This window comes from Rhizobium sp. GW821-FHT14E12 (assembly GCF_058803745.1).
Genome location: NZ_JBXAPH010000009.1, coordinates 155987 through 180930 on the forward strand (window position 1 = coordinate 155987; position 24944 = coordinate 180930).

General features: G+C 55.5%; 22 protein-coding genes and 2 tRNA genes. 13 read left to right on the forward strand and 11 right to left on the reverse strand.

The features are described 5' to 3' along the window. Positions 1–343: 343 nt before the first annotated feature. Positions 344–2410 carry a class I SAM-dependent methyltransferase gene (locus tag AC1RO0_RS26125; RefSeq protein WP_498595483.1) on the forward strand — a complete coding sequence of 689 codons (2067 nt, stop codon included), beginning with the start codon at positions 344–346 and terminating at the stop codon, positions 2408–2410. A 263-nt stretch (positions 2411–2673) separates the two neighbouring features. On the opposite strand, the gene AC1RO0_RS26130 is transcribed toward AC1RO0_RS26125, so the two are convergent. From AC1RO0_RS26130 to AC1RO0_RS26140, 3 genes are all read right to left on the reverse strand, one after another. Next, positions 2674–2747: transfer RNA gene (locus tag AC1RO0_RS26130), tRNA-Gln, on the reverse strand. A 160-nt stretch (positions 2748–2907) separates the two neighbouring features. Then, positions 2908–3543 (reverse strand): NrsF family protein, encoded by a 636-nt coding sequence (locus AC1RO0_RS26135; RefSeq protein WP_498595484.1) that lies wholly within the window; start codon positions 3541–3543, stop codon positions 2908–2910. Beyond that, the gene (locus AC1RO0_RS26140) at positions 3530–4096 is read right to left on the reverse strand and encodes a sigma-70 family RNA polymerase sigma factor (RefSeq protein ID WP_498595485.1); all 567 of its coding nucleotides are present in this window, start codon (positions 4094–4096) and stop codon (positions 3530–3532) included. The genes AC1RO0_RS26135 and AC1RO0_RS26140 overlap by 14 nt, the downstream gene beginning before the upstream one ends. Positions 4097–4473: 377 nt before the next feature. On the opposite strand from AC1RO0_RS26140, the gene AC1RO0_RS26145 reads away from it, so the two are divergent. The 5 genes from AC1RO0_RS26145 (at position 4474) to AC1RO0_RS26165 (ending at position 7279) form a co-directional block, all read left to right on the forward strand. Further along, positions 4474–4749 carry a BufA1 family periplasmic bufferin-type metallophore gene (locus AC1RO0_RS26145; protein ID WP_498595486.1) on the forward strand — a complete coding sequence of 92 codons (276 nt, stop codon included), beginning with the start codon at positions 4474–4476 and terminating at the stop codon, positions 4747–4749. 48 nt (positions 4750–4797) lie between these two features. After that, complete coding sequence (locus tag AC1RO0_RS26150; protein WP_498595487.1) at positions 4798–5082, forward strand: BufA1 family periplasmic bufferin-type metallophore; 285 nt, start codon at positions 4798–4800, stop codon at positions 5080–5082. Positions 5083–5152: 70 nt separating this feature from the next. Beyond that, a complete protein-coding gene (gene bufB, locus AC1RO0_RS26155) occupies positions 5153–6007 on the forward strand; it encodes an MNIO family bufferin maturase (protein ID WP_498595488.1) in 855 nt (284 codons plus the stop codon). A 9-nt stretch (positions 6008–6016) separates the two neighbouring features. After that, positions 6017–6772 carry an HvfC/BufC family peptide modification chaperone gene (locus tag AC1RO0_RS26160; protein ID WP_498595489.1) on the forward strand — a complete coding sequence of 252 codons (756 nt, stop codon included), beginning with the start codon at positions 6017–6019 and terminating at the stop codon, positions 6770–6772. A 21-nt stretch (positions 6773–6793) separates the two neighbouring features. Further along, a complete protein-coding gene (locus AC1RO0_RS26165) occupies positions 6794–7279 on the forward strand; it encodes a DoxX family protein (protein ID WP_498595490.1) in 486 nt (161 codons plus the stop codon). Between the two features lie 71 nt (positions 7280–7350). On the opposite strand, the gene AC1RO0_RS26170 is transcribed toward AC1RO0_RS26165, so the two are convergent. Continuing rightward, a complete protein-coding gene (locus AC1RO0_RS26170) occupies positions 7351–8307 on the reverse strand; it encodes a phytanoyl-CoA dioxygenase family protein (protein WP_498595491.1) in 957 nt (318 codons plus the stop codon). 496 nt (positions 8308–8803) lie between these two features. On the opposite strand from AC1RO0_RS26170, the gene AC1RO0_RS26175 reads away from it, so the two are divergent. Next, positions 8804–9724, forward strand: coding sequence for a DUF1003 domain-containing protein (locus tag AC1RO0_RS26175; RefSeq protein ID WP_498595492.1), 921 nt, complete (start codon positions 8804–8806; stop codon positions 9722–9724). Positions 9725–9810: 86 nt separating this feature from the next. Then, the gene (locus AC1RO0_RS26180) at positions 9811–10209 is read left to right on the forward strand and encodes a cupin domain-containing protein (protein ID WP_498595493.1); all 399 of its coding nucleotides are present in this window, start codon (positions 9811–9813) and stop codon (positions 10207–10209) included. Between the two features lie 109 nt (positions 10210–10318). On the opposite strand, the gene AC1RO0_RS26185 is transcribed toward AC1RO0_RS26180, so the two are convergent. Next, a tRNA-Ser gene (locus AC1RO0_RS26185) sits at positions 10319–10408 on the reverse strand. Between the two features lie 656 nt (positions 10409–11064). On the opposite strand from AC1RO0_RS26185, the gene AC1RO0_RS26190 reads away from it, so the two are divergent. Then, entirely contained in the window at positions 11065–11862 is a 798-nt protein-coding gene (locus AC1RO0_RS26190; RefSeq protein WP_498595494.1) for a CBS domain-containing protein, read from the forward strand. 61 nt (positions 11863–11923) lie between these two features. After that, on the forward strand, positions 11924–15037 hold the full coding sequence (locus tag AC1RO0_RS26195; protein ID WP_498595495.1) for a type ISP restriction/modification enzyme: 3114 nt from the start codon (positions 11924–11926) through the stop codon (positions 15035–15037). Positions 15038–15583: 546 nt separating this feature from the next. Here the strand turns inward: AC1RO0_RS26195 and AC1RO0_RS26200 are convergent. Continuing rightward, a complete protein-coding gene (locus tag AC1RO0_RS26200; protein WP_498595496.1) occupies positions 15584–16585 on the reverse strand; it encodes a restriction endonuclease in 1002 nt (333 codons plus the stop codon). Positions 16586–16698: 113 nt separating this feature from the next. On the opposite strand from AC1RO0_RS26200, the gene AC1RO0_RS26205 reads away from it, so the two are divergent. Further along, positions 16699–17013, forward strand: a complete 315-nt coding sequence (locus AC1RO0_RS26205; RefSeq protein WP_498595497.1) for a hypothetical protein — start codon at positions 16699–16701, stop codon at positions 17011–17013. A 141-nt stretch (positions 17014–17154) separates the two neighbouring features. On the opposite strand, the gene AC1RO0_RS26210 is transcribed toward AC1RO0_RS26205, so the two are convergent. Then, complete coding sequence (locus tag AC1RO0_RS26210; RefSeq protein WP_498595498.1) at positions 17155–17733, reverse strand: hypothetical protein; 579 nt, start codon at positions 17731–17733, stop codon at positions 17155–17157. A 208-nt stretch (positions 17734–17941) separates the two neighbouring features. Here AC1RO0_RS26210 and AC1RO0_RS26215 point away from each other — a divergent pair, with 208 nt between their 5' ends. Then, the gene (locus tag AC1RO0_RS26215; protein ID WP_498595499.1) at positions 17942–18526 is read left to right on the forward strand and encodes a recombinase family protein; all 585 of its coding nucleotides are present in this window, start codon (positions 17942–17944) and stop codon (positions 18524–18526) included. Positions 18527–18707: 181 nt separating this feature from the next. Here the strand turns inward: AC1RO0_RS26215 and AC1RO0_RS26220 are convergent, their stop codons facing one another. The 3 genes from AC1RO0_RS26220 to AC1RO0_RS26230 form a co-directional block, all read right to left on the reverse strand. Beyond that, on the reverse strand, positions 18708–19085 hold the full coding sequence (locus AC1RO0_RS26220; protein WP_498595500.1) for a hypothetical protein: 378 nt from the start codon (positions 19083–19085) through the stop codon (positions 18708–18710). 170 nt (positions 19086–19255) lie between these two features. Then, complete coding sequence (locus AC1RO0_RS26225) at positions 19256–20281, reverse strand: hypothetical protein (protein ID WP_498595501.1); 1026 nt, start codon at positions 20279–20281, stop codon at positions 19256–19258. A gap of 962 nt (positions 20282–21243) precedes the next feature. Next, entirely contained in the window at positions 21244–22263 is a 1020-nt protein-coding gene (locus tag AC1RO0_RS26230; protein ID WP_498595502.1) for a site-specific integrase, read from the reverse strand. 147 nt (positions 22264–22410) lie between these two features. Between AC1RO0_RS26230 and AC1RO0_RS26235 the strand changes: the two genes are divergently transcribed. Then, complete coding sequence (locus AC1RO0_RS26235; protein ID WP_498595503.1) at positions 22411–23691, forward strand: HNH endonuclease; 1281 nt, start codon at positions 22411–22413, stop codon at positions 23689–23691. A gap of 166 nt (positions 23692–23857) precedes the next feature. Here AC1RO0_RS26235 and AC1RO0_RS26240 read toward each other — a convergent pair whose 3' ends face one another. Further along, positions 23858–24592, reverse strand: coding sequence for a hypothetical protein (locus AC1RO0_RS26240; RefSeq protein WP_498595504.1), 735 nt, complete (start codon positions 24590–24592; stop codon positions 23858–23860). Positions 24593–24944 lie beyond the last annotated feature (352 nt).

Here is a 24944-nt window from a genome sequence, read left to right on the forward strand (position 1 = left end):
ATTCAACCACGGCAGAGTCCTCAGAAGTCTGCATGAAGCACCAGATCCACGCCATGCTGCCCGGTTGGAATAAGAAGTAAAGCCAATGCCGCTCCTGCATGTAATGGACGATGTCTTTCGCGGAACGCGCGTTGGAATTTTACATAGTGACGATAATTTGCGATGGCTGGAAGGCTTCGGCCGGACATTGGCCGGGCCGGCCTGGGATGTCAAAATCCTCGGCGGGCGAGAGGATAACAGCTGCGATGCCGCTCGCCTGGTGGAATCGCTTGGTTATCCGCCGACCCAGGAAGGTTGGGCGGCCGCACGATGCGTTCCTTGCGCGGCAGGCTACGCAGTCGGATTGGATTCCTTTATCGCAGCGGACTTTGTGCTGGGTTTCGGCCTGCCGCCGCTGCTGATAAACATGATGCTGGACAAGGGCGTCCCCTTTCTCGACATCGAAGTCGATCCGCTTCGTTTCGGACCGGATCTGTTCCTCACCGTCTCCACGAATGACGAGGTTCTGGTCGCGGGCTTCAGTCAGTCATTGATTGCGGAGGAGGCGCTCGTTCCCGCGCTCGCCGCCCTGCTGGCGCGAGAGCGACGCACCGCCCCGACCAACGGCTTCTTTCCCGGCGCTCGCGTGGGTCTTTTCGCGGGGCAGGTTCCTCATGATTCCGCAGTCATCCTCGACGGAAAGATTGCGAAGCCGATAGACGTCCTCGACAGGATCAAGGAGATCACCGCCGAACTGGACCTGCTCCTGATACGGCCGCATCCACACTGGAATTCCATCGAGCACCTGTTGCCGATCCTCGAGGCAGTGCCACACGCTATCCTGACGCAGCGCCCAAGCTATGCGCTGCTGGCGGATACATCCGTGACGGATGTCATCGCCTTGTCGTCCGGCCTTCTGACGGAGGCTCGGCTTGCCGGCAAACGTACCCATCAGCTTATAGTGCCTGACCGCGATCGTGCCCTGATGGCGGAGTTACCGCTCCGTCAGGCCCGTATCTCCTGGCAAACCCTATTGCACGCGCTCCAGCAGCGTTTTCAGACACCGGATCGGGCCATCGGTTCGCATCCTGATCTCGCCGTCATGCCGTTGCATGATTCGCTTCGGGTGAATTGGGGTCTGGCCTCGGTACCGGTGCCCGATGCTCCCGAACTTCGACCGGCGCATGAGTTGCGTGCCGGCGGACCATCTTTCGCGGGCGCATTGACATATGGCTGGCACCCACAGGAAAATTGGGGCGTCTGGGCTGCAGCGCAGGAGGCGGTGCTGCTGTTTCGGTGGCCGGAAGGCAATGTCGGTGGAACGCTACGTCTCGCCTTTTCGGCGCTGGCACAAACGCTGGGCGGCGTTCAGGTGGTTGAGGTCTTCGCCGGTAATAGAACGGCACCGGTTACGACACGCATGACCGCTGCGACCGGCTGGCAAGGAAGCGTCGACTGTCGGATTTCCGATGATATGCCGGTGGCCGGATATGTTCAGCTGCGCATTCGATCGTCAAATTTTCTATCACCTTCTGATATAGAAGATCACGATGACAAACGGAAGTTGGGGGTGGGGATGAAGTCGGTCATGCTATTGCCGGATGCGCCGGAAGGGTCGGTGGCTCCACCTGAACGCGATGGGAAGGCTCTGGGGTCAGCTTACTATACCTCATTGCACGAGACGAATATCGGATACCAGCAGAACAACTGGCTGGTCGAAGAGGCCGATCTGCTCTCGCAGATTCCAGGCGAGACCCTGCAGGAAGTGGGCTGCGGGAACGGCCGCTATCTCGAGCTTGCCGCACAGACGCGGCGTCGGGTCATAGGATGCGACTGGGCGCTGTCGCCCGGTGTCCGCGACCTGCAGAAACGAGCGGCCAATGTCGAGTTTGTCGCCTGCGACATTACCAAAAATGTCCCGCAATGCGATGCGGATATTTTGACATCCGCCGATGTGCTCGAACATATCGCCACCCAGGATATCGGGCATACGCTCGCACGGCTAACAGAGGCCGGGCGCTGGCAATTCCACAAGATCGCCTGTTATGACGATGCACACAGCCATTTGACCATTCGCGACCCGGCCTGGTGGCTGGCGCAATTCTGTGCGGTTTCGCCGGCTTATCGACTCGTGCGCTCGGAATACCGCCTTGGTGATCGAGGTCGTCTGATCTGCATCATCAGCAACTTTCCCTTTGCGGAGCGCGGGATCATCGCCGACCCTCTCCTGCCCGTCTATATCAACACTTCGCCCGACCAGGCGAATGAGAGTATCAGACACCACGATGCGGAAGCCTTGCGTTTGGGAACGAATGAACGCGTCAGACAGTTGGAAGCCGAAGTCCTGCGTCTGCGAGCCATCGAACAGTCGACGACATGGCGCATGACCTCCACCCTTCGTCGGCTCGCCAGCCGTATATTGGGACGGTAGAAAGAGACCAGTCGCTCTCTCTGTCAACGGCATTATAATGTCTGGACCGTGCCCGGCTGGCAATGTGATTTTGGAAGATGTTTAAACCTTGCAGGTCGGGTGCAGTTATGTCTCCGGCCTATCATCGCGGTTTGATATGACCGCTAGCCCTGATGTTTTACGCGCGAACCGATCGTTATCACAGGGCATCAGGTCGCCAATGATGCCAAAACGATATCCGGCACGCCTGGGAAATCAAGGAATCAAGGGCTTTTAGATAAATTTGGCTGGGGAACCTGGACTCGAACCAAGATTAACGGAGTCAGAGTCCGTCGTTCTACCATTGAACTATTCCCCAACGACCGCTAGGCGATAAAACCCTTCGCGGTGAAGGCTGCGCCTCTATAATAGAATTCGTCGCGGATGCAAATAGTTTAACGCAGGCAAATGCTTTTTTTTGGCAAGGCTCGACGAAAGCCCTGGATCATGGCCTCCCGCAGCGCCTCAATAGCGATCATTTACCAGCGCAGCAGGCGCCTGCCCGCGACATAGCCGACCGCCGTCACGATAGCGATGGCCAACGGATACCAGAGCAGGACGAAGAGCGGGCTGTCATCCGTGCAATTGGATGCATAGAAGGTGGCGGCGATGCCGCTGGCTGCGAGCCCGGCGACTGCGCCGGCAACACCAGGCTTTTCCGGCGCGCCCTGGCGCAGCGCAAAGAGGAAGCAGGCAAGCGGGCCAATCGACAGCAGCGGAATGATCGTCAGGCAGAAGCGAGCATTGTGCCCCATCATGCGCGTGCCCCAGCTATCGGCCGGCATGACCATCATCTCGAGGAGCGCAGCGACGGCCATCAGTAGCGGTGTGGCAAGAAGCGTCCAGCCCCAAGGGCGCAGCGACACGCCGGGGCGGCCAATACGGAAGACAACGGTGCTGGCGGTGACGGCAAGCGCGATGGTCACCACGAATTTAAACAGGAAACGAACCGTTTCCATCGCGCTGCCGATGTCGGCGCGAAAGCCGATCGCCGCGAAGAACATCGCACCGCTGATCAGGATGCCTCCGATGGCCGCAAGCGTTAGCGTCGGCCCGATCCGCGTGCGGACCGGAGCATCCTGCGCCAGAAGATTGATGAGGTCATCGGTTTTCACTGTTTTCACTCCGATACAAGGCGGCAAGCGCCTTCAATGCGCGATGCAGCGCCACACGCACCGCACCTTCGGTCATCTTCAGCCGGTCGGCGGTTTCGCGCACGCTGGTTCCCTCGACGGAAATCGAACGCACGATGGTCCGCTGCGGATCTCGCAATTGCGCCAGCATACGGTCGACATCGAGCCTATCCAAGGTATCCGTCTGCTCCTCGGCTTCCAGGATATCGATGACATCGTCGATCGGCACATTCACATGCCGCCCGCGCCGTCTCAGGCTGTCGATCAGCTTGTTGCGCACGATCGTCGATATCCACGGGCCGATAGGGCGCGATGTATCCCATGTTCCGCGCTTCAGGTGAATGACCAGCAACACTTCTTGGACCACGTCCTCGGCCTCGCTTGCCGGCGCGCCGAACTGGTCGCAACGTCGCCGCGCCATGGCCCGCAGATACGGCGTAACAGCGGACAGAAAGCGATGGTAGGCCTGCGCATCGCCCGCGATGGCGGCGCGCATCCAGGCTGCCCATTCCTCTTCGCGCGCCGAGTGTTTCACCTGATATTCCCCTCTACGCACGGCCACACGATTTTGTTACCGGCAATGACCATGTTTTTTCTAGATCCTCCCCGGATCGGATTTCAATCGAAGCACCTGCACTGACGATTGGACATTATTCGAGAATTTGCCAGAGCCCGCGTGAAAAGAACGTGTTTGCCCGATCAAGCACACCTTATCCTCTTAAGCGTTCTTGCTGGTTCGAGTCGCTTTTCTCGTGCCCGATATACACAGATTGAATTGAATATTAGACTGTCCGCGTTGGGGCTTGGGCGGCATTCAAAAAAATTTCGCAGCAACTGTAATATTCGCCGTGGCGGCTCCGTAGACGTCAGTGCAAGCCAATCACGGCTGGCACCCATCACGGAGACAGACCTATGAAAAACAGCATCCTCACCCTGGCCATTGCCGGTTCGCTGGCCTCAGTGCTCGCATCCGTCGCCGCCGCCCCCGCTTCCGCCGCCGACAGCATGTCAAAGGAAAAATGCTACGGCGTTGCCTTGAAGGGCCAGAACGATTGCGCCGCCGGCAAGCATGACTGCGCCGGCAAGTCGACCATGAGCTACGACAAGATGTCCTTCAAGCTCGTCCCGACCGGCACCTGCGCCACCATGAAGACCCCTAAAGGTCACGGCTCGCTGACCCCGGCCTGATCCATTCGTCGGCTTATCATCCGAACAACACGATATCCGGAGTTTGTCATGACCAAAATTCCCGCAGTCGCCTTTGCAGCCTCGGTCGCCACAGCGCTGACACTGATCGCCAGCGTTCCCACCGCCTCCGCTGCCGATGCCAAGGAGAAATGCTACGGCATTGCCCTCAAGGGCCAGAACGATTGCGCCGCCGGTCCGGGCACCACCTGCGCCGGGACATCGAAGACCGACTACCAGAAAAATTCCTGGAAACTGGTTCCGGCCGGCACCTGCGAAACGATGAAGACACCCAACGGCCATGGCACACTGGCCCAGGGGCCGGCGCCGGTCTGATCGAAGCGCGCAACGACAGGCGGCGCAATCTCGGTCGCGCCGCCGTCTCCCAAAATCAACGAGGTCCGTCATGAAACCCTCAGAGCTTCCCCGCCGCGCCGGCGTCGGCTTCAAGCCGGAGCATTTTTCCGCCATCAACGCGGCCCCACAGCCGATCGGTTTTTTCGAGGTGCATGCCGAAAACTATATGGGTGCCGGCGGACCGCCGCATGCCCAGCTCGCCAAGTTGCGCCGGGATTATGCACTGTCGATCCACGGCGTCGGCCTGTCGATCGGCTCGATGCAGCCGCTGGACACGGATCATCTCGCTCGCCTGAAGATCGTCTGCGACCGCTACGAGCCGGAGAGCTTTTCCGAACATCTCGCCTGGTCGACCCACGACACGACGTTTCTGAACGACCTGCTGCCCCTGCCCTATACGGACACGACGCTCGCCCAGGTCTGTGCCCATATCGACCAGGTACAGACGCTGCTTGGCCGGCAGATGCTGCTCGAAAATCCCGCCACCTACCTGCTGTTTGAGGAAAGCACGATCGAGGAGACCGATTTTCTCGCCGCGATCGTCCGGCGCACCGGCTGCGGCCTGCTGCTCGACGTCAACAACGTCTTCGTCGCCTCGACCAATCACCGCATGGATCCGCGCGATTATCTTGCCCGTTTTCCCGTGCAATGGGTGCGCGAAATCCATCTGAGCGGCCATTCCGAGACCGTCGACGATACCGGTGCGACGCTATTGATCGACAGCCACGACACGCCGGTCAAGGATCCCGTCTGGGCGCTCTATGAAGAGCTGATCGCCCGCACCGGGCCGATTGCAAGCCTGGTCGAATGGGACAATGACGTCCCTGAATGGCCGGTTCTCAGAGCCGAGGCGGAGGCGGCCGATACCATCCTGCGCCGCGCCGCCGAACGCCGGGCGGCATAGGGAGCAATCATGTCCGTCACCACCCAGACCGAATTTGCCGCCGCGCTGATCGATCCCGATCGTGCCGTACCCGAAGGATTGACGGCCTGGAACGGTCCCCGGCCGGAACGACGCTTCGGCGTCTACCGCAACAATGTCGCCGCCGGGCTGATCGGTGCACTTGCCTCGCGTTTTCCGATGGCCGAGAAGATTGTCGGCAAGGACTTCTTCGCCGCCATGGCGCATGAATTCATCCGGCTGCGTCCGCCGCTATCACCGCTGCTGCTGGCCTATGGCGACGACTTCGCCGATTTCGTCGCAACCTTCGAGCCGGCGCGTGAAATCGACTATCTGCCTGATGTCATCCGTCTGGAGGCGGCACGCAGCAAAGCCTATCATGCCGCCGACGCCGTACCCCTCAACCCCGCGCTGCTGGCGACGATCGAACCGAAACGGCTCGCAAGCCTGACTTTCGCGCTGCATCCCTCCGCCTCGATCCTGCGCTCGTCCTTTCCCGCGGTCACCATCTGGGCGATGAACGCCGGCGAAATGGAGCTTCGTCCGATTGATGACTGGAGCTGCGAGGATGCGCTCATCGTTCGGCCGGAGATGACGGTCCAGATACATCGGCTACCGGCCGGCGGCGCCGTGTTTCTGGAGGTGCTTGCCACCGGCGCCGATCTTGCGGTGGCCATGGAGGCGGCTGTTGCCGCGGCACCGGACTTCGATCTCTCAGCCAATCTCGCCGGAGCGCTCGCCGCCGGCGCATTTACGACTATTCGCTAGACGCCGTTCAGGAGAACCAAAATGCCAGACCAGACAATAACGGCCGTCACGGCCGAACGCGAAACCGTGCCGCAAAGGCTTTATGGCGCTCTCAAATTGCTCGACCGCATTCCGCACGACCTGATCGCGCTGATCGCACGCCTATCGATCGCCGCCGTTTTCTGGCAATCGGGCCAGACCAAGGTCGACGGCTGGCATGTCACCGACAACGCCGTCTATCTCTTCCAGACGGAATACAGACTGCCGCTTGTCGACCCCTGGATCGCCGCCCATATCGCCGCCTTCAGCGAGCATTTCTTTCCGGTTCTGCTGGTGATCGGCTTTGCCAGCCGGCTGTCGGCGCTGGCGTTGCTCGGCATGACGCTGGTGATCGAGATCTTCGTCTATCCCGATGCCTGGCCGACGCATGGCACCTGGGCCACCTGCTTCCTGGTGATCATCGCCGCCGGGCCGGGCCGCATCGCCATCGACCATCTTATCGCCCGGCATGTGCGCCGTGGCGTGTAGCGACGAATATAGGACACCGTTGCCATTGCCTGGACAACGGTGTCCAGGCAATGGCAACGGTCGGTAATCGTCTACTTGAGAACCGGCTCTCCATGGAACCGGCGCTGCGACGGCTTCGAGACGCCGAAGCCCACTTCCATCATCAATCGCGGCTTTTCCGTTGGCACGGTGCCCATGTGGAAACCGAAGGGATCCTCGCCGAAGCCGAAGCCGGCCTTGCCGGTCAGCGTGACGGTGCTGTCTTTGCCGTAATAGCCGAGAACCTCATCCGCCGGGTGGCCGACCATAAGCGTCAACTGATGCTTGACGGCGCGCCGCCTGTGGCTGCCTTTGACGAAGACGTGCGGCCCGGTGCCTTCATCGACATCGACGAGATTGAAGAAGAATTTCAGCATCCGCCAGTCGTCGAGGTCGAAATGAAACTTGTCGAGCGAAGCCATGCTTCGATCCGCCTCGGAAGCCTGCGTCGGAAAGCTCCACCAGACGCGGGTGGTAATCACCTTGGCCTGCCCGCCGAGATAATGTTTGGCGACATCGGTGAGCAGCGGATCGCGCTGCACCGCCAGGACGGCATCGCAATCGAGCGAGCGCTCGAAGAAATGCCCGCTGAGAAGGGACCGCCCGAATTGCGCTTCGGCTTGCGCGTGCTCGGGCGCGACGAATTCGAGCTTCCTGTTGAAATTGCCGAAGCAGCCCGTGGTGCGCGCGAACTCGGCGATTTCCTGATGAATATTGTCCGGCAGGGTGAGGCCGGAGAAAATCCCGTCTGTGCGCAGCGCATTGACGACGGTATCGCATCCGATCCCGGTGAACATGGATGTGCCGGAAGCGGGGCGCGCCACCGGCCGCCTGGTCGCCGCCCAGTGCATGCGCCGGAACGGCAATGTCCGGGCCAGCAGGAACATGGGCAACCAGGCTGGATTTTCCCTCAAATCCGTCAGGTAGGTCGGTATCCGGACGGCCATCCGCTTGAAACGGCCACCTTGTCGGGCGATGGACTCCAGGTCATTTGCCGGAGGATTGTGCATAGGTATCCTTTCCGCACATGTGCGAACCCATGACAACAGGCCCAACACCCCTGTTGAATAGTCCGTTCAAACATACTCATTCATTCAGTGCAGCAAGACGCATGTTGCATTGCGGCAAATAGAAGCCGGCAGGCCATGGTCAAGGGGCTGAAAATGCACAATCGCGATTCATTCCGAAGAATCGATAGCGCTGACACGCTCCGATTTTACTAATATTTTCAATGGTTCACGGATCAGTTGTTAAACGAGGCTTAGCAACCTCCTCGCGGCGCAGACGGCAGCGGACATATGGTGCCATCAACGCAACTGCGGCATGATTTGTTTGCCATTGCTTAGAACAACATCGTTACGACCATTTACAGCGAGCGGATAAGCGGTGGAGATTGAGGCGAGAGGGAATGGTTTTGCCAAAGCTTGCCACAACAGCGCGCCTACAGTCACAATCCTGTTCCGATCATTGGCTAGATGAACGCAAAACTGCAAACGAGGGCCGCACATGACAGAGACAAAGACCGTTGATCCGACCGAAGGCATCGTCGACTTCGACGCCGGCGAGGGCGAAGCGGCAACCGTGGTGGAGATGGACGACTACACCAAGAGCCTCGCCCAGGCGAAGGCTAAGTCGGTCAAGCTCGTCGATGCCATCACCGGCCAAACGCTCAAGAAGAAGGATGCCGTGCACATCGATGACCTCCGCCCCTCGTTGGCGGATTTCATGCGGTTGAAACATCCAGACCTTCGCGCTGACGATTATATCAGCCGCAAGGCGATGGACGACTATCGCGCTCAGTACATTGCCGAACTTCTGACGGACGAGCGCGGCGAGCTTTCGAACCTTGAGGACGAGGTGGTCGAAAGCCTGAAGACGCACGACACGCTCGCCGAGAACATCGAAGAGGATTACGAGGATCACCGCTCCATCGGTGACCGCATGGCCGATATCGTCGCCTCCTTCGGCGGCAGCTGGACCTTCATCATTTCCTTCTGTCTGTTTCTGGCCGTTTGGATGGGCATCAATGCCCTCATGGGCGAGAACAAGGCCTTCGATGCCTATCCGTTCATTCTGCTGAACCTCATTCTCTCGACGATCGCCGCCCTGCAGGCACCGATCATCATGATGAGCCAGCGCCGGCAGGAAGCAAAGGACCGGCTGCGCGCACTCAACGACTACAAGGTCAACCTGAAAGCCGAACTGGAAATTCGTCACCTGCACGAAAAAGTCGACCATCTCCTTAATCGCCAATGGGAGCGTCTGACCGAAATCCAGCAGATCCAGATCGAAATGATGCTGGAACAGGCCAAGGCGGCTACCCGCGCGATGAAGGTCAGCAAGGCATCGAAAGCGAAGACCAGCGCGCTGAAGAGCCTGTTCGGAAGCAAGGCCAAGGCGGCGGAGACCGACGATTCGGAAGAGTAGAGGCTCGCGAAAAGCCTTGCTCATTGACATCCGCGATCGTTGTGACACCGTTCAAGGCGGCATCCTGAACAACAGGTCGAGGCAAAATGAGCGAGCATTCACAGGCCGTTATCACCACCGCCGAAGAGCGACCGCTTGAAGAATGGAACGATCCATCCCGCGGCAGAATATCCTGGCACACGCTTTTCAGCAGCGACAGAACACCGACCGACAGCATGACGGCGGGCGTCGCCGAGATCGCGCCGGGCAGCGGCACCCTTCAGCCCCATCGGCACGAACAGCCCGAGATCTACTTCATTCTCGAGGGAACCGGCATCCTGACCGTCGACGGACGTGAAACGGTCGTCACCCCCGGCACGGCCGTCTTCATTCCCGGCAACGCGGAACACGGCATCCGCAACGATTCCAACGCAACTGTGAGGCTGCTCTACGTATTTCCCACCGGCTCCTTCGAAGATGTGGTCTATCGCTTTGGGGAGGATTGATGAGCCGGATGATGTAGGTCTGGTCTGTTGCGGGAGATTTCAAAGGATTCTAACGAATGGTGTGATAGGGCCGCTTTGATTGATCGGCTTCGATCTATATCGGCATAAATGGCGGAGAGGGTGGGATTTGAACCCACGATGCCCTTGCAGGCATGCCGCATTTCGAGTGCGGTGCATTCGACCACTCTGCCACCTCTCCGGTTATGCTGGTCGGCGCTTGTTGGCGCGGCGTTCTCATAGCGAGAGAAGGATGGGATGGCAATTCCGACAACCCAGGCACTTTCAGTGTGGCCGGCGCGTGCCTTCTTATTCACGCACGATTTGCAGCAGCGGCTCAAAACTATAGAGCGCCGGACGACGACCGGAGGCCGCTTCCAAAGCCTGGGCAAGTTCCTCTCCAGGAGAATTCGAGTGAACCTGTGGCCCGTCGCCTCCGGGCTTCCCGACTTCCGCGTAAAGACATTCTTGCAGAACGCTGGTCGAGAGAACAGGAAGCCGAGGGCGGACGAGCTCCATTCTTGGAATCAACGAGAACAAAATATCTTTGCATCTCAGAAAATGCGATTTTTGAAACTCAACGGCTCTTGCCTATCATCCACGCAATACAAACAGCTTTGTCTTTCAAAAAGTGCACATTCTGAGAGCCAACGTCATGCAAAACGTCACATTGCTTCGGAACCGCCAATCAGTGCAATAGGTTGCACGCAGGCGCTCTCATAGCGAGAGACAGGGGATGGTAAGCAGCCGAGAATTTAGACCAATTGGCCCAATTCGGGTATCGTGTGTTCCGGCCCGCCTTGTCTCTACGGAGCGAGAGAACTAGAAGCCAGCCAAGACGGAACCGAGGCACATTGCGTGACAATAGCTCAGAAACTTCATGACGGTTTGAGAGTCGGGTTGATTGCGACACCAAAAAACGAATTCTGGACGTGTTCGCCAGATGATGAGCTTCGCCAGGTCGTAGACCGAAATGTGGACAAATTCGACTTCATGCCAGTTGTCGGATCGGAAGATACCATTACCGGCGTGGTCAAGCTGTCAGACTACTTTAACACGGCGGCACCGGCTGGGAAAATCAGTGCCTTCATGAAACAGCTAGGCGAGCACCACCTGATCGGCGCCGATGCCAGCATTCTCGATTTCATTATAGAGGCTGAAAGCAGACCATTCAGATTTATTGTATCACAAAAGGGGATCGTCGGGCTCGTTAGTCTTTCCGACATTCAGAAATTTCCAGTGCGACCTGTTCTCTTCAGCCTAGTAACTGCCTTGGAGATGCAGATGGCGGAAACAATAAGAGAAAGCCTCCCTGAGAGGGATCAGTGGTTAAAGCATCTCTCGGAGCCGAGACAGGCAAAGCTACAAGACGAAATGAATAGAGCTACTTCGGAGGATGGCATAGTAGACCCGCTTCTCTACACCCAATTTGCAGACAAGCGCGACATCATCGGAAAAAACTTTTTGAAAGCGGGCACGCAGCGCTCTGCCTTTACCCACACCCTCAAGAGGATTCAGGAGTTGCGCGACAAGCTCGCTCACGCAAATGAGTATGCAAACACGCCGGGAAGGGCTGAGGACGTTTGCCAGACTGTTCGGAATGTTTTTGAGGTGGGTAATCTCCTTAGCGAGCTTTGCAAGAACACGAACACCTGACCCAGCAAAAAACACTACCGAAAGCTGAGTTATATCAGTAAGTTTCGCTGATGGGGGAATCATGAGTCAGCAGCTGATTAATCAATATTTGAATGAAATCGATCGTTTGCGGAAGTTTTCCGGCTCAGTAACCGAAGGTGTCATATCGGAGGCCTTTAAGGACCTTTTGAAGACGTGGTCGCGGCAACTCAACTGGCAGTTCGCTGCACAGTATGAATTCGCTTCATCGCAGAAGTCACGCATCCGCCCGGATGGCACAATCTTCCACAGCTTGGGCTTGCCCTTCGGCTATTGGGAAGCGAAGGATACCGCTGACGACCTCGATGTCGAGATCCGCAAGAAACTCGCCAAGGGTTACCCGCAAGACAATATCATATTCGAGAACTCGCACACCGCCGTGCTCATCCAGGATCGGCAGGAGGTGTTCCGCTGCTCGATGACCGACAATAGCGCGCTACTGAAATTGCTCAATCTGTTCTTCGGTTACGAGCGCTCCGAAATCCGCGAGTTCCGCAAAGCGGTAGAGGAATTCAAGACCTACTTGCCCTTCGTGCTGGACGCGCTCAGGACACGCATCAGCGCGGCCTATGCAGAAAATTTAATTTTCCGAGCAGCAGCGCAGACCTTTCTCGAAACCTGTAAGGAAACCATCAACCCTACGCTCGGAGAGGCGGATGTCCGGGAGATGCTGATCCAGCACATCCTAACTGAGGAGATCTTCGCCAATGTTTTCAACGAAGGCGATTTCCACCGCGAAAACAACATCGCCAAAGAGCTCTACGCGTTGGAGGGCAAATTCTTCACAGGTGCAGTCAAGAAGGAGACTCTTAAAGGCCTTGAACTCTACTACGCGGCAATCCGGGCGAATGCCGCGCAGATCACCAGCCATTCAGAGAAACAGACCTTCCTCAAGGTGATCTACGAGAACTTCTACAAAGTCTACGACACGAAAAAGGCGGACCGCCTGGGTGTTGTCTATACACCCAATGAGATCGTGAAATTCATGATTGAGGGCGCTGATTGGCTTTGCGAGAAGCATTTTGGCAAAAACCTTATCGATGAGCATGTCGAGATTCTCGATCCAGCCACCGGCACCGGCACCTTCATTTGTGAACTGCTCGAATACTTCCGGGGTGACCCGAAAAGGCTCGTTCATAAGTATAAGAATGAGCTGCATGCAAATGAAGTAGCAATCTTACCCTACTACGTCGCCAACCTGAACATCGAAGCGACCTACGCTGCGATCTCAGGCCAGTTTGCCGAGTTTCCGAACCTTTGCTTTGTCGATACGCTCGATAATGTCGAAGGCCTCGGTATCCGCGCTGGACATCAGCATGACATGTTCGCGGCGCTCTCGGACGAGAACATCGAGCGCGTCAAGCGACAGAACAACCGCAAAATCTCGGTCGTAATCGGCAATCCACCCTACAATGCTAACCAAGCAAATGAGAACGATAACAACAAAAATCGTGCCTATCCACGTATCGATGAGTTGATCAAGTCGAGTTATATCAGGCTTTCCACCGCTCAAAAAACTAAGGCCTACGATATGTATGCCAGGTTTTTCCGCTGGGCGTCGGACCGCATGCATGACGATGGTGTCCTCGCCTTCATCACCAACCGAAGTTTTATCGACAGCCGCACCTTTGATGGCTTCCGCAAAGCGGTGATCGAGGAATTCAACGAGATATATGTGGTCGATCTCGGCGGCGACGTGCGTGCCAACCCGAAGCTGTCCGGCACGAAGCACAATGTTTTTGGCATTCAGACCGGCGTAGCCATCTCTTTCTTAGTCAAGCGACGCAAACAAAAGGGCTGCAAGATCTTCTATTGCCGCCGTCCCGAATTTGATACTGCAGCCGACAAACTCGCGTTTCTCGGCGCGGAGAAATTGTCGTTGCTATCTTTCGAGCGGATCGAGCCAGACAAAAAGAGTAACTGGATCAATCTAACAGAAAACGATTGGGAAGATCTAATTCCAATCGCAGACAAGAAAACCAAGACAGCTAAAACAAGTGGACAAGAACGAGCTATCTTTAAATTAATGTCCTTTGGGATCGCAACCAATCGCGACGATTGGCTCTACGATCATTCCGCAGAGCAACTTGCGCGAAAAGTGCATATATTCATAGACGACTACGAAAAAGCGAGAAATGCCTGGGGCTCAACCAGACAGAAATCCGATGATATCACCGCGGTATCTTCAGAGATAAAATGGACGACAGAGCTGCAAGCACACGCAAAGCGGAATGTTCGACTGAGCCCAAATACGACAGCAATTCGAGACATCCAATATCGTCCATTTACAAAGCTCAAGGGATACTATCAGCCCGTAGTTGTGCATCGCACCTACCAACAAGAATCGATCTTTCCGTTTTCTCACCCTGAAGTATCTGTCAAAAGCTTAATCATAACTGATCCGACGGCTCAGAAGCCTTGGATGGCGTTAAGCACAAACGCGTTGCCAGATCTGCATTTAGTCGGCGCTGCGGCCGGGGCAATTTGCCTTCCTCTCTATCGTTATACCTCCACCGGAGAGTGGATCGACAACATTACCGATTGGGGGCTGAAGCAATTCGAAAAACACTATGGAAAAGGAGCCCGGATCACGAAGGAAGACATTTTTCATTACACTTATGGAGTGCTTCACGATCCGATCTATCGTGAGACCTATGCGCTGAACCTAAAGCGCGAACTCCCACGAATTCCCTTCTATCTCGACTTCCGCCGATGGGCAGATTGGGGCAAGCGACTATTGGAACTACACGTTGGCTATGAAACGGTAGAGCCTTGGCCAATCAGCCGCATCAATACGCCCGACGAAACAGCTCGCACAGCAGGCCTCGCGCCAAAGACCATATTGAAGGCCGACGCAGAGAATAGCGTTGTCCACATTGACAGCGAGACGACACTGTCTGACATTCCATCTGCAGCGTTCGCCTATCGTCTCGGCAACCGCTCGAGCCTCGAATGGATTCTTGATCAATACAAGGAAAAGACGCCGAAAGACCCGACGATCCGCAAGAAATTCAACACCTATCGCTTTGCTGACTATAAGGAAAAGATGATCGACCTCATCGCCCGCGTCAGCCGAGTTTCTGTCGAAACCATGGATATTCTCCAGGCCATGAAGCTAATACAGAGACCACAGACAGATAGTCAGATAGCGGAGTAACTGGGATAATGTCCGAGTCTGGTCGGCGTATGCAAAATAAGCAGTCCTCCAAGCAATTTGCCCACCTGGAGTTCGGCTATATCGGAGCGATCGAAGTTGAGCGCGATTCCGACGGTGCTCTTCTCGAGCTATTCCCCAATTCCGTTTCTCGCGGGCGGCGACGACTCCGTTGCACGCTTACGGCAGTGGCCCATTCTGCCGATTTCGACTGGACTTCAAAGTCAAAACAGCGGGCCTGTATGTTGTAACCGTGGCTCGGAATTCCGTCTGTGTGGGAGAGTGCTCGAATCTTTACCAAAGATGGGGGCCAGGCTACGGCTCGATTTCACCACGCAACTGCTTCAAAGGCGGTCAGCAGACTAACTGTCGGATAAACAACCTGGTCCTTGAAACTAACCGCACCGGCAATTCCATCGAGCTTTGGTTCCGACCACATGCTGGTGCTAAAACAGAACGCATAGCCACCGAAACTGCCCTCGTGGAGGTGCTTCAGCCAAATTGGAAGAGGGTGATCGCCAAACAGCTGTCCGCCATATCCAACCCCGTCTAGGCCCAAGCCGGAACGAAGATGCGTTTCAGCGGCACAAGCTGCTGTGTCTCAAGATCCAACTTGTCATATTGCTCCAGCAAACTCTTCACTAGTTCGTCGAGGTCCATCAACGCCAGCGGTATATTGGCGCGTTCAGCCTCATAGCGCGCCTCGCGTGTAAAGCCTCCGGTGCTGACATAAAGACCCTTGTCCTGCGGATGCCGGCCACCTAGAAAGCTGCGGACATCGGGCGCGCCCATTGCCCCCTTTCGGTGCTTCACTTCGACCACGATGCGCGGCGACTCGAAACCGAATCCATCCGGCGAGGCGACGATATCCTTGCCACGATCGGGACCGACGTCTGACACGCGGGTCTTATAGCCGAGGGATCGCAGCAACCCCGCGACAAGCTCCTGCATGTCATCCCAGCTCAGCGCGTTCACCCGGTCTTTTATAAATTCATGCGCGCGGCTCGCCATTGATTCGAAGACATCCTCCTCGGCGGTTTCCGCACCGGCCACAAGTGCCTCAGTCTTAGCAGGCTCGCCGGACGTCAGTGCTTTCCTGAGCTCAACAGCCACCTCATTCGATATCCGAAACAGCGTAGAGATCGAACCGAGGCTGTTGCGGCTTTCGACTGAAAGTAAATCCCGACTTACTTCACCCTGCCAACGGACTGGACGGATATTCGGATATGCCGCTTCAATGCTGTCGTCGAAGCGGTAGCCGCCGGAAACCTCACCCAAGAGATAAACCCGCCGCGACGGATCATAGGTCACGACCATATCGCCGATTTCGATCTCATTGACGAAGCGATGCAACTGTCCTGCAGCCATCGCTACGCCTTGAGACTTCATTTCCGGCCATGTAGCAGCGACCTTTTCGGCAATAGTTTTCCGGTTCTTAATTTGCGTTAGGTCCCCGATGTCGCCCCAGCCAATTGCGACTGCAGATTTCTCCTTGAAGACATCAAAAAGCCGACCATTGCGATCGGCACGCACCATCCAAGATTTACTCATGCCTCTGCCCTCTATCTATGGCTGAACATTCCTCAGTCGATCACAACGCGCAAGAGGGAGAGCAGTGAAATCGGCATCTTGCGCCTGACACACGTGCTCGGTGGCTAGATACAATGGTTTCAATGTCTAATCCGTCTTTAACCTCAGCGAAGATGGTGAAGCTTGCCGACATACAGAGGACGCGTGTCGCCGTTTTCAAACAGCAAGCCAAACAATTCAGTGAATCCGCAGCTCTTCGTGACTTTGTGGAGCAGGTTAAGCAAAGGCTCGATCAGACCGGCCAGGAAGACGGTCGACCAAACGTGCAGAACTGGATCGATTGGGCTGAAAGAGCGATTGAGGAGCTCGATCCGCTCAGCAAGGGATTGCCCACTTTGATGTCTGCAGAAGAGGCCTATAGCAACTCATGGCGCTATCGAGATCAGTAAGCTCTGCTTGACTCACAGAAGCTCGCTGGCTGGCTCGGTGCGTTCGGACGCTGCCTCACAACTCTCGATGTGTCAAACGCACCAATGAGTCAGTCTGGTGGTTCCGAGGCCCGCAAGATCAGCCGGAATGCGTGCTCCAATTCACGTGCTCGAGAGGAGCTCACACGCTTTGACTGCAGTGGCCAGTTCGGACTTGAAACTTGATGACGTCTCCGCCGCGAATAGAACAAGGTTCAAATCAGGCAGATCACCTTCTGGCACAACGTTCAGCGTGATTGCCATGCTATCATACCAAACTCGCCCGATAGCTGAAGCATTCGTTCCAACGTCCATGACGATGGAAAGACCTGCATTGAACGGCGAAGCGCGTAGGTTGCCTGTAAATTCAGAGAACGAGCCGACATCGGATTTCAGATTTCCCTTGAGAGCCCCACCATCCTTGAGATTTGACCAGGGGTTCAAATCTGCCGGCAGATAGAGCGACAGGAATTGGGATTTGTTGTCCTTGCACGACAAGGAGAACCGCGGACGCTCAACCACGTCACGCTTGGTTAGATCCTGATCGACAAACTCTCCCCGAAGATCGGCGCTAATTGCATCGACTTTTGTTTTCACGGATGGCGGATCGAGAAAGAGGTAAACATCGCCTTGCTCTGCCTGCGCACCGCTGACAGCGGAGACGAGGAAAAGAATGCCAGCAAGAGATGTAGAGAGTTTCATCGGCTGCTCGTTTGTTCGAAATTGCCGACAAAAGGGAACCTTTATCCCATAGCTTAGCCGAGAAATGCCTTGCCGTCTTAAACCGTTGTTTTCCTTCGCATGGTTGCCACGGTTCACAGATAACCCCACGCCAGACAAAAAGGTTCCTTTAAGTCAATGGGTTACCGGGTATGATAGCCGGAAACCTAAGTAGGATTTCGGCTCAAAAATGCGCAAAATTGGCTATGCCCGGGTGTCCACGAATGAGCAACATCTCGATCTCCAACTTGCGGCGCTAGATGCGATCGCCTGTGACCATATTTACTCCGACCAGGGGATTTCCGGCTCGACGTTCGATCGGCGTGGCTTGATCGATGCCCTGTCGAGTGTCGGCGCGGGAGACATGCTTGTGGTGTGGCGGCTCGATCGTCTGGGTCGATCGCTGATCGACCTAATTCGCATCATCAACGACCTCGGGAATCGAGGCGTTGAGTTCCGCTCACTCAACGAGGCGATCGACACATCGACTTCAGGCGGCCGGCTGACATTCCATATCATGGCAGCGATGGCCGAGTTCGAGCGCTCCATCATTAGCGAGAGAACCAAGGCGGGGATGTCGGCGGCGCGGTCCAGGGGAAGCTTAATCGGTCGGAGACCAGCGCTCACGGCACAGCAGATCCTTGAGGCCCATGAAGCCTTCACAACCGATAAGCTTTCGCTCGACGCTCTAGCTGAGCAATACAAGGTGCACCCCCGCACTCTCATGCGGGGAATGAAGCAGGGCCTATTACTCTCCCGCGATCCTGGTTTGTGAATGATCCACGAGCGACCAACGATGTGAGATCGCCCTCACGCGGATCCTTGGCTTAGCCCACCTGGGCCTGTGGTGATCGATCCTCCCGAGCGTCTCGAGAAAATCGAGCTCCCGCTGACGATACTTTTCGACCAACGCAGCCACGCCCTGCATAAGTTCAGTGCTGAGCATTGATCCGCTTTCAGTTCGAGGAGGTATCAGGGCGACGCATGGCGTCAATGAGACTATCGCAGCGAAGAACCTCACTAACCCAGAAGCCACGGGGCCGCGTATTTCCAGCGCCGCGAGCTTCGAGCACGCGACTTACAAGGCGAGCAACATCGCCGTAGCCGCGTTCCTCGCGAAACCAGATGCCAACTTCGTGGGTGCAAAGCTGCCGAAGGTCCCGATCGTAATGCCGAGGGAACGGCTCGTCATCCGTAGCGAGGATTCCGCATAGCTCGCTCAACGCGACGGCGGATCCGTCACCGGCGCCGGAGCCGTCCGCATCGTTGAGGTCGAGGAGGCGCTCGAACCGGTTCCGGAAGAATCGGCGCAGGTTCAACATTTCGTTCTTCATCGTAGTTTCCTTATGGTTGCAAGTCATCGTTCACGCCGCCGGAGGGCGGCGTGGTGTGGTCTGTCTGATTTTGTGGGGTTGAGGGTTATCCGTTTCCCGGAGAGGGAAGAGATGTAACGGTTACCCTAAGTTTTATATATCCTTCTAAAGAAGACGTATTTGGTTGACCGTTACATTGCGACCTCCTCCGGCTGCGGAGAGCCTTCAAGCTCACCAGCCTTCTTCCGGGCGCGAAACCTCTGCACCCGGAGCCTCGTCGCCTCCGTAGTGCTCTCCTTACGGCTACGCTCGAGCGGCGACAGAGTCCCGAAACGATCATGCATGTGATCGGACGCAGTGCGCACGGCAGCATGGCACTGATGCGACAATGGGCATGACTTACATTCCGGCGACGTTCCTTCAAAAGCAAAGGGGATCCCGAAGCATGCCGGCGCAATCGCGATATCCGGCAACCTGACTGCACATTCGTTCTGTCCGATAGCGAACTCAAGCTCATCGCGAAGGTGGCGAATGGCAGATCCGCGAACGCCCTTGGGCACGAGCCTGATTGCCTTGCCGATGGGAAGATGGCGACGGCTAACACAATGGTGCGCCAGCTTAGGTCCCCACGCTCCTACCCTTTCTTGGATGCTTGCGAGGATGTAGTCGTGAAACTCCGTCTGAACAGGAAAGGACCGATAGTTCTCATGCCGATACTGCGACACGCTCAGGCGCTGAACCTCATGATGCAACGGATCCACGATCCACTTCTCAAGTTCTAGCGGCCATGCGATGCCGGCCTCGCCACTATCAAAGAGCTGGCCCGGCCGAGGTGCGCGCTTCCTCGTGCGCCTACCGGCGAAATCGAAGCTAAACTCGAAGAGCAGGTTGTAAGGCAAGCTGAGTTCGTCGGCGCGCTGCCTCGCGTTCCAAACCTCGGTGAGAGACCCGTTCGGCCCACTGAAAAGCCCGCTTCCCAGCCCCTGAGCAGCATCGGCATCATGAACATCCCGGTGAGTGCGGACATACCGCTTGAATGCCTCACGATACAAATCCGCAAAGTGCACCGTCGCCTGCAGCGGCGACATGAAGCGATACGCATACCACTTCGTGTGAGCGCGTTCACGTTCCCGCATCAGAACTTCGGGCATAACAAGCCTGAGCGCGGTGATATTGTCGCGAACACGATGTTCGAACGAGAGGTGGTGTTCGGTCACGGGTTCTCCTTTGGATAGATGAGTATCCATTCGTAAATTAGGGGCCGCAGCGCTGTTAATTTGCATTATAGCGCTTGCGATCTCGGATGACTGAAGTCGTGCGCGCATTCGATGCGAGACGTTCGTGGCAGTGCTGATTTTTTATATTTTAGCTAAAAGTTGGTGAGATGCAGGCGATTGCGCGCGGGGTCGCTTGGCTAACTCGAGGTTCGCTGCTGGCACGCTCCTCGCCGATCTGTGCTCAAGATTACCCAGGACATCCTGGACGCTCGCCTACGAGCTTTTATATCCCTCATGACATGGGAGGTTTGGTCACGGGATGTCGGCGGACGCAAAACCCATCCCCATCGAGCTCGTTGACTGTTTCTAGGACTTCGTGTTCCGGCAGCGGGGAGGTCAGTGACAAATGAGAGCAAGCCAGCGGCAGAGGAGGTTTGTGGCGACCAGAAGCAGAAAGACAATGCGGAGCCGCCGAAATCCACGACATCCGCCAGGTGCAAATAATGCGAGAGCTGAGCTGACGGCACCGGCCGTATTGTCAGATCCAACTCTCGGCTACATAGTTTGTCTGCAGCCCGAGCTCGATCGAGCACCAAGTCTAGCTATACCGCTGGAAATGTTTTCGACGCTGCCTCACAAGGTTTCCGTCGCCCGGTAAATGCTGCTGCCACACTTCGATCGCTCATCCTTACTGCGAAGCTTACCGCCACTGACAATGAACACCGTAGAACATTGCCGTCCACACGAACATTAGAGTCGCCTGAAGTTGACGCTTCGAGAAAAACGATCGAAATCAGCAAAAAGTGTCAACTAAACGTAAAGCTCCGTCAACTTAGCGTGCGAAAATTGATGAATTCTAGCTCGGAATTGACCAGGAAGTTGACGGTTCGGCAAGTTTCTAGGCCCGTAAGTTGACACTTATAAACATCCTTAGATTGAATTGTCAACTTTTCGAAACGTCTTTAAACGTGTGCTACAGGTGGTATCACCTTCCCCAGGCGGCTTACGAGATCGTCGGCAGAGAGATGCGTGTATCTCCTCAGCATTCGCAGTTCCTTATGTCCCGAGATGCTGCTGACCTCGATGACGTTCAAGCCGCGCTCGAATAAGCGGCTGACAGCCTCATGCCGCAGATCGTGAAAGCGCAGACCTTCGACATTCGAACGCAATAGCAGACGATACCATGCTTGTTCAAGTGAACCGGGAGCCATGGGAAAGGCACGCGGCTGTTCGACGTCCGCTCGGGTCTTCCATTCCGTCAGCGCATCAAACGCACGCTGAGACAGCGGCACCTCGCGTCCGGATCCGTTCTTTGTCATCGTCAAAGTGATCACGCGCCGATTATGTGAAATATCGCTCCATCGCAGTCCCAAGATCTCGCCACGGCGCATCCCAGTCTCTATGGCGAGAATGATCAACGTCTTGAAGAACGGGATCTTACCCCCGTCGCAACCATCGAGAAGGCGCTGCTCCTCGCTACCTTCCAGGCGACGTTTACGCTCATTCCTGATCACCGGACGTCGAACGAGCTTAACGACGTTCTTGGCAAGCGGAAGCCCCCAGTCGCGGATCGCGACCTCGATGACGTGGCTGAGGATCGCCAGCTCGCGGACGGTCGTAGAAGGAGCTACCGTCTTCAGGCGCTCATCGCGAAATGATGAAATGTCTTGAGGAGAAAGCCCTACCATCGTCCGATATGCAATGTCATGACGCTTCAGGACGTCAATGCGCTGGATCTCCTGGACGGAGCCTCGTTTGGTAGGCGACACTTCCGTCTTGTAACGCTCTAGAAGCTCGCTGAGCGTCGTGCTCTCCAGGATACGTGTATCCGGAGCGGCACCAAAGCGGTCAACCTGCACTTCAAGATCGCGCGCCCACTTCTCGGCTTCCTGCTTGGTATCGAAAGACTTGCAGCGGGGCTTCATGCCGCGCCGACGGACTTGTGCTTGCCAGCGCCCTCTGAGTTTTCGGATCGTCGCCATATAATCTCCAATCGATATTGAAGATCACGCGTAGGATGCCCCCATAGGGGTGCCAAGATAAAATCCATCTTACGATAGGCACCCTCACAGTTCATGATTGCTTTACAACCATTGCGCTAATCAATGAAAAACCGAAACGAGGGGCTTATGAGCAAAGAACCGCAAAAAACATATCCACAACTAGTCGAAGAGGATGAACTGTTTGGAGCGTTCCGTGCCTGGCAAGAGGCTCTGCTAGAGGGGGCAGTTGGTAGAGGAAAAAATATCTACTTCCACGGCGACATGAATCTATTTTTTCAGCTTTCCCGCGCTGAACCAACTGGCGTTTTTAAAGTCGTCACATTCGCTAGTAATGTCGAATTTAAACCTGCCATTGTGAAGATCAATTTGCCAAGCGACGCAGAAAAAACTGACGGGTTATCGCATGTTCTCGACGAGGGATTTGATAAAATACTCGTGCGACAAGGACGGCTTAGTCACAACCCAACAAATCCACAGAATATCCTTCCTGAGGAATTTGAGGCGACCTCTGATGTCGAACCGATATTTCATACTGAACAGTCGGGTCGATCGGCTCGTAGCTGGTTCGGCGTATGCAAATTGGGGCAGTCAACAGTCGCCATTCGAACCGAGACAGCGCAATTCGTTGAAATGTGCCGAGATATTCGACAAGCCTGCGCAAACGCTGGTCATCGCAACGTGCCTCCGAGGCGATTTCCCTGGATCACGGATGAACTCATTTTAGCTCTTGAATACTATCTGCGCTTCAAAGGCTCCCCCCCGAATCAACATTCACTTCTGACGATCGAGCTCTCTGATATCCTTAAGACGCTTGGCATTTTGATGGGCAGGCGCGTGGCCAATACGTATCGCAGCCCGAGTAGTGTCTATATGAAGGCAATGAACTTCCGGCGTCTTGATCCAGAATTCAAGTCATTGGGGACGACCGGCCTCACAAAAGGCGCTGAAAGCGAAGTTGAAATTTGGAAGAAATATCATGCGAAATTTGATGAATTGTCTGAGCTGGCGGCCAGAATAAGAGATGCTATTGGATCAGGCGAAACATTTGATCTTACAATCTCTGACGACGATGAAGATCCTGCCGAAGCGGCCGAAGGTCGCGTGCTCGTGGGCTTGCATCGTCGGAAAGAGCGAAACCGAAAAATTATCGAAAAGAAGCTCGCTCAAGTAATGAGTAAGCAAGATTGCTTACGTTGTGAGGCCTGTGAAATGACTTTCGACGAGAAATATGGCGATCACGGCAAGCACTTCATAGAAGTTCACCACCTGTTTCCGGTGAGAGATATGCGACCGGGCCACAAGACGACGCTGGATCAACTCGCGTTGCTGTGCGCAAACTGCCATAGAATGGTGCACCGTAAACATCCTTGGCTAACAATAGAGCAACTGAGGAAAAAGATCATTTGATTGATAACTTATCTCTGAGCGTCCCAGGAAGTAACGGGGACCCGGCGCGATTTTGGACTCCATTGCGCCTTGACGTTCGGTAGTCTCATTCAGATTAAAAGCATCGTCGAGAAAGGTATGGTGAGCTACATTCTGTGTATCGGTAGATTTTATTGCGGCGCCTATATCACTCCTCATTTACCTTTGAGGCCCGTTCAATCATTACCTGGCTCGCAGCCGTCACAGTTTCGTTTAAGTCATCGGCTTCACCGGCGAGGTTATCCTGATCTGCGGCTTGCTGTTCGCTGTTTGTGCGTTTCGTAAGCTCAATTTCGATCGCCTCCCAAGTCTCTCTAAATGCGCGATATTCCTCTGGCAGATTTGGAACCGATGCATCAGCTGAATGCTTACGAAGCCACGGCTTAACGATCTGCTCGTCATCAATGAACGAATCGAGAAAGTTATGCACTGAATCTGCTTTCAATGCCTTACCGCCAGCAATCAAATCGCGCTCTCGATCTCGAACTTTTCGGCGAGCAGCACTACGTTCCACGTCAATCGCTACGATAGGATACGGGCGATCGTTTAGAACACCCTTCATCTCTTTGCGCCCAGCATAAGTGAACTCGAAGCCTTTCATTGGCGCCTCGTCCCCGTATTTTGCTATTAACCAAGCGAGTTCAACGGACATGGAAAGCTTGTCTGCTGAACAATATTTACCGGTTCGAAATCCCGAATCAATTTCACGCCCTAGGAAGTCAAACTGTGACGGCCTCTCATCCGCGCCTGCCTCAATCGCTTCATCCGGAAGTTCCCAACCCGCAGGCGCTCCAGAATCCTTCGAGCCGACTGGATCAAATACTTGGACGGTCACATTAGGAAACGGAAACGCCGCTATCCATCCATATCCTTTCACGTCCAAGGATATATTTTCTTGAGCGTCTAGGTATCGTCCGTATTGTTCGAGTGCGTCCGCAAAGGACTTCACACAAACGACGAGGTGAGATAGGCACGACAGACGGCAGCAGAATGCTATCTCGTCGCCAATTGTTTTCCAAACCTGCGGCGCAGCATGTGCACTTGCCCAATTTGCAGGCTTATCAACCTTCTCAAACGCGCGGTTTAGCTTGTCTGGGAAATCACGGAGAAATGTCTAATCTGGCTAACCCAGGCCGGATTGGGCGATGCCGATTTACTGTTCGGGCCATTGTGGCGGGCCTTAAACGCAGTAGATCCAACCAAGTCGACGGACAAGAATAATCTTAGGCGATATT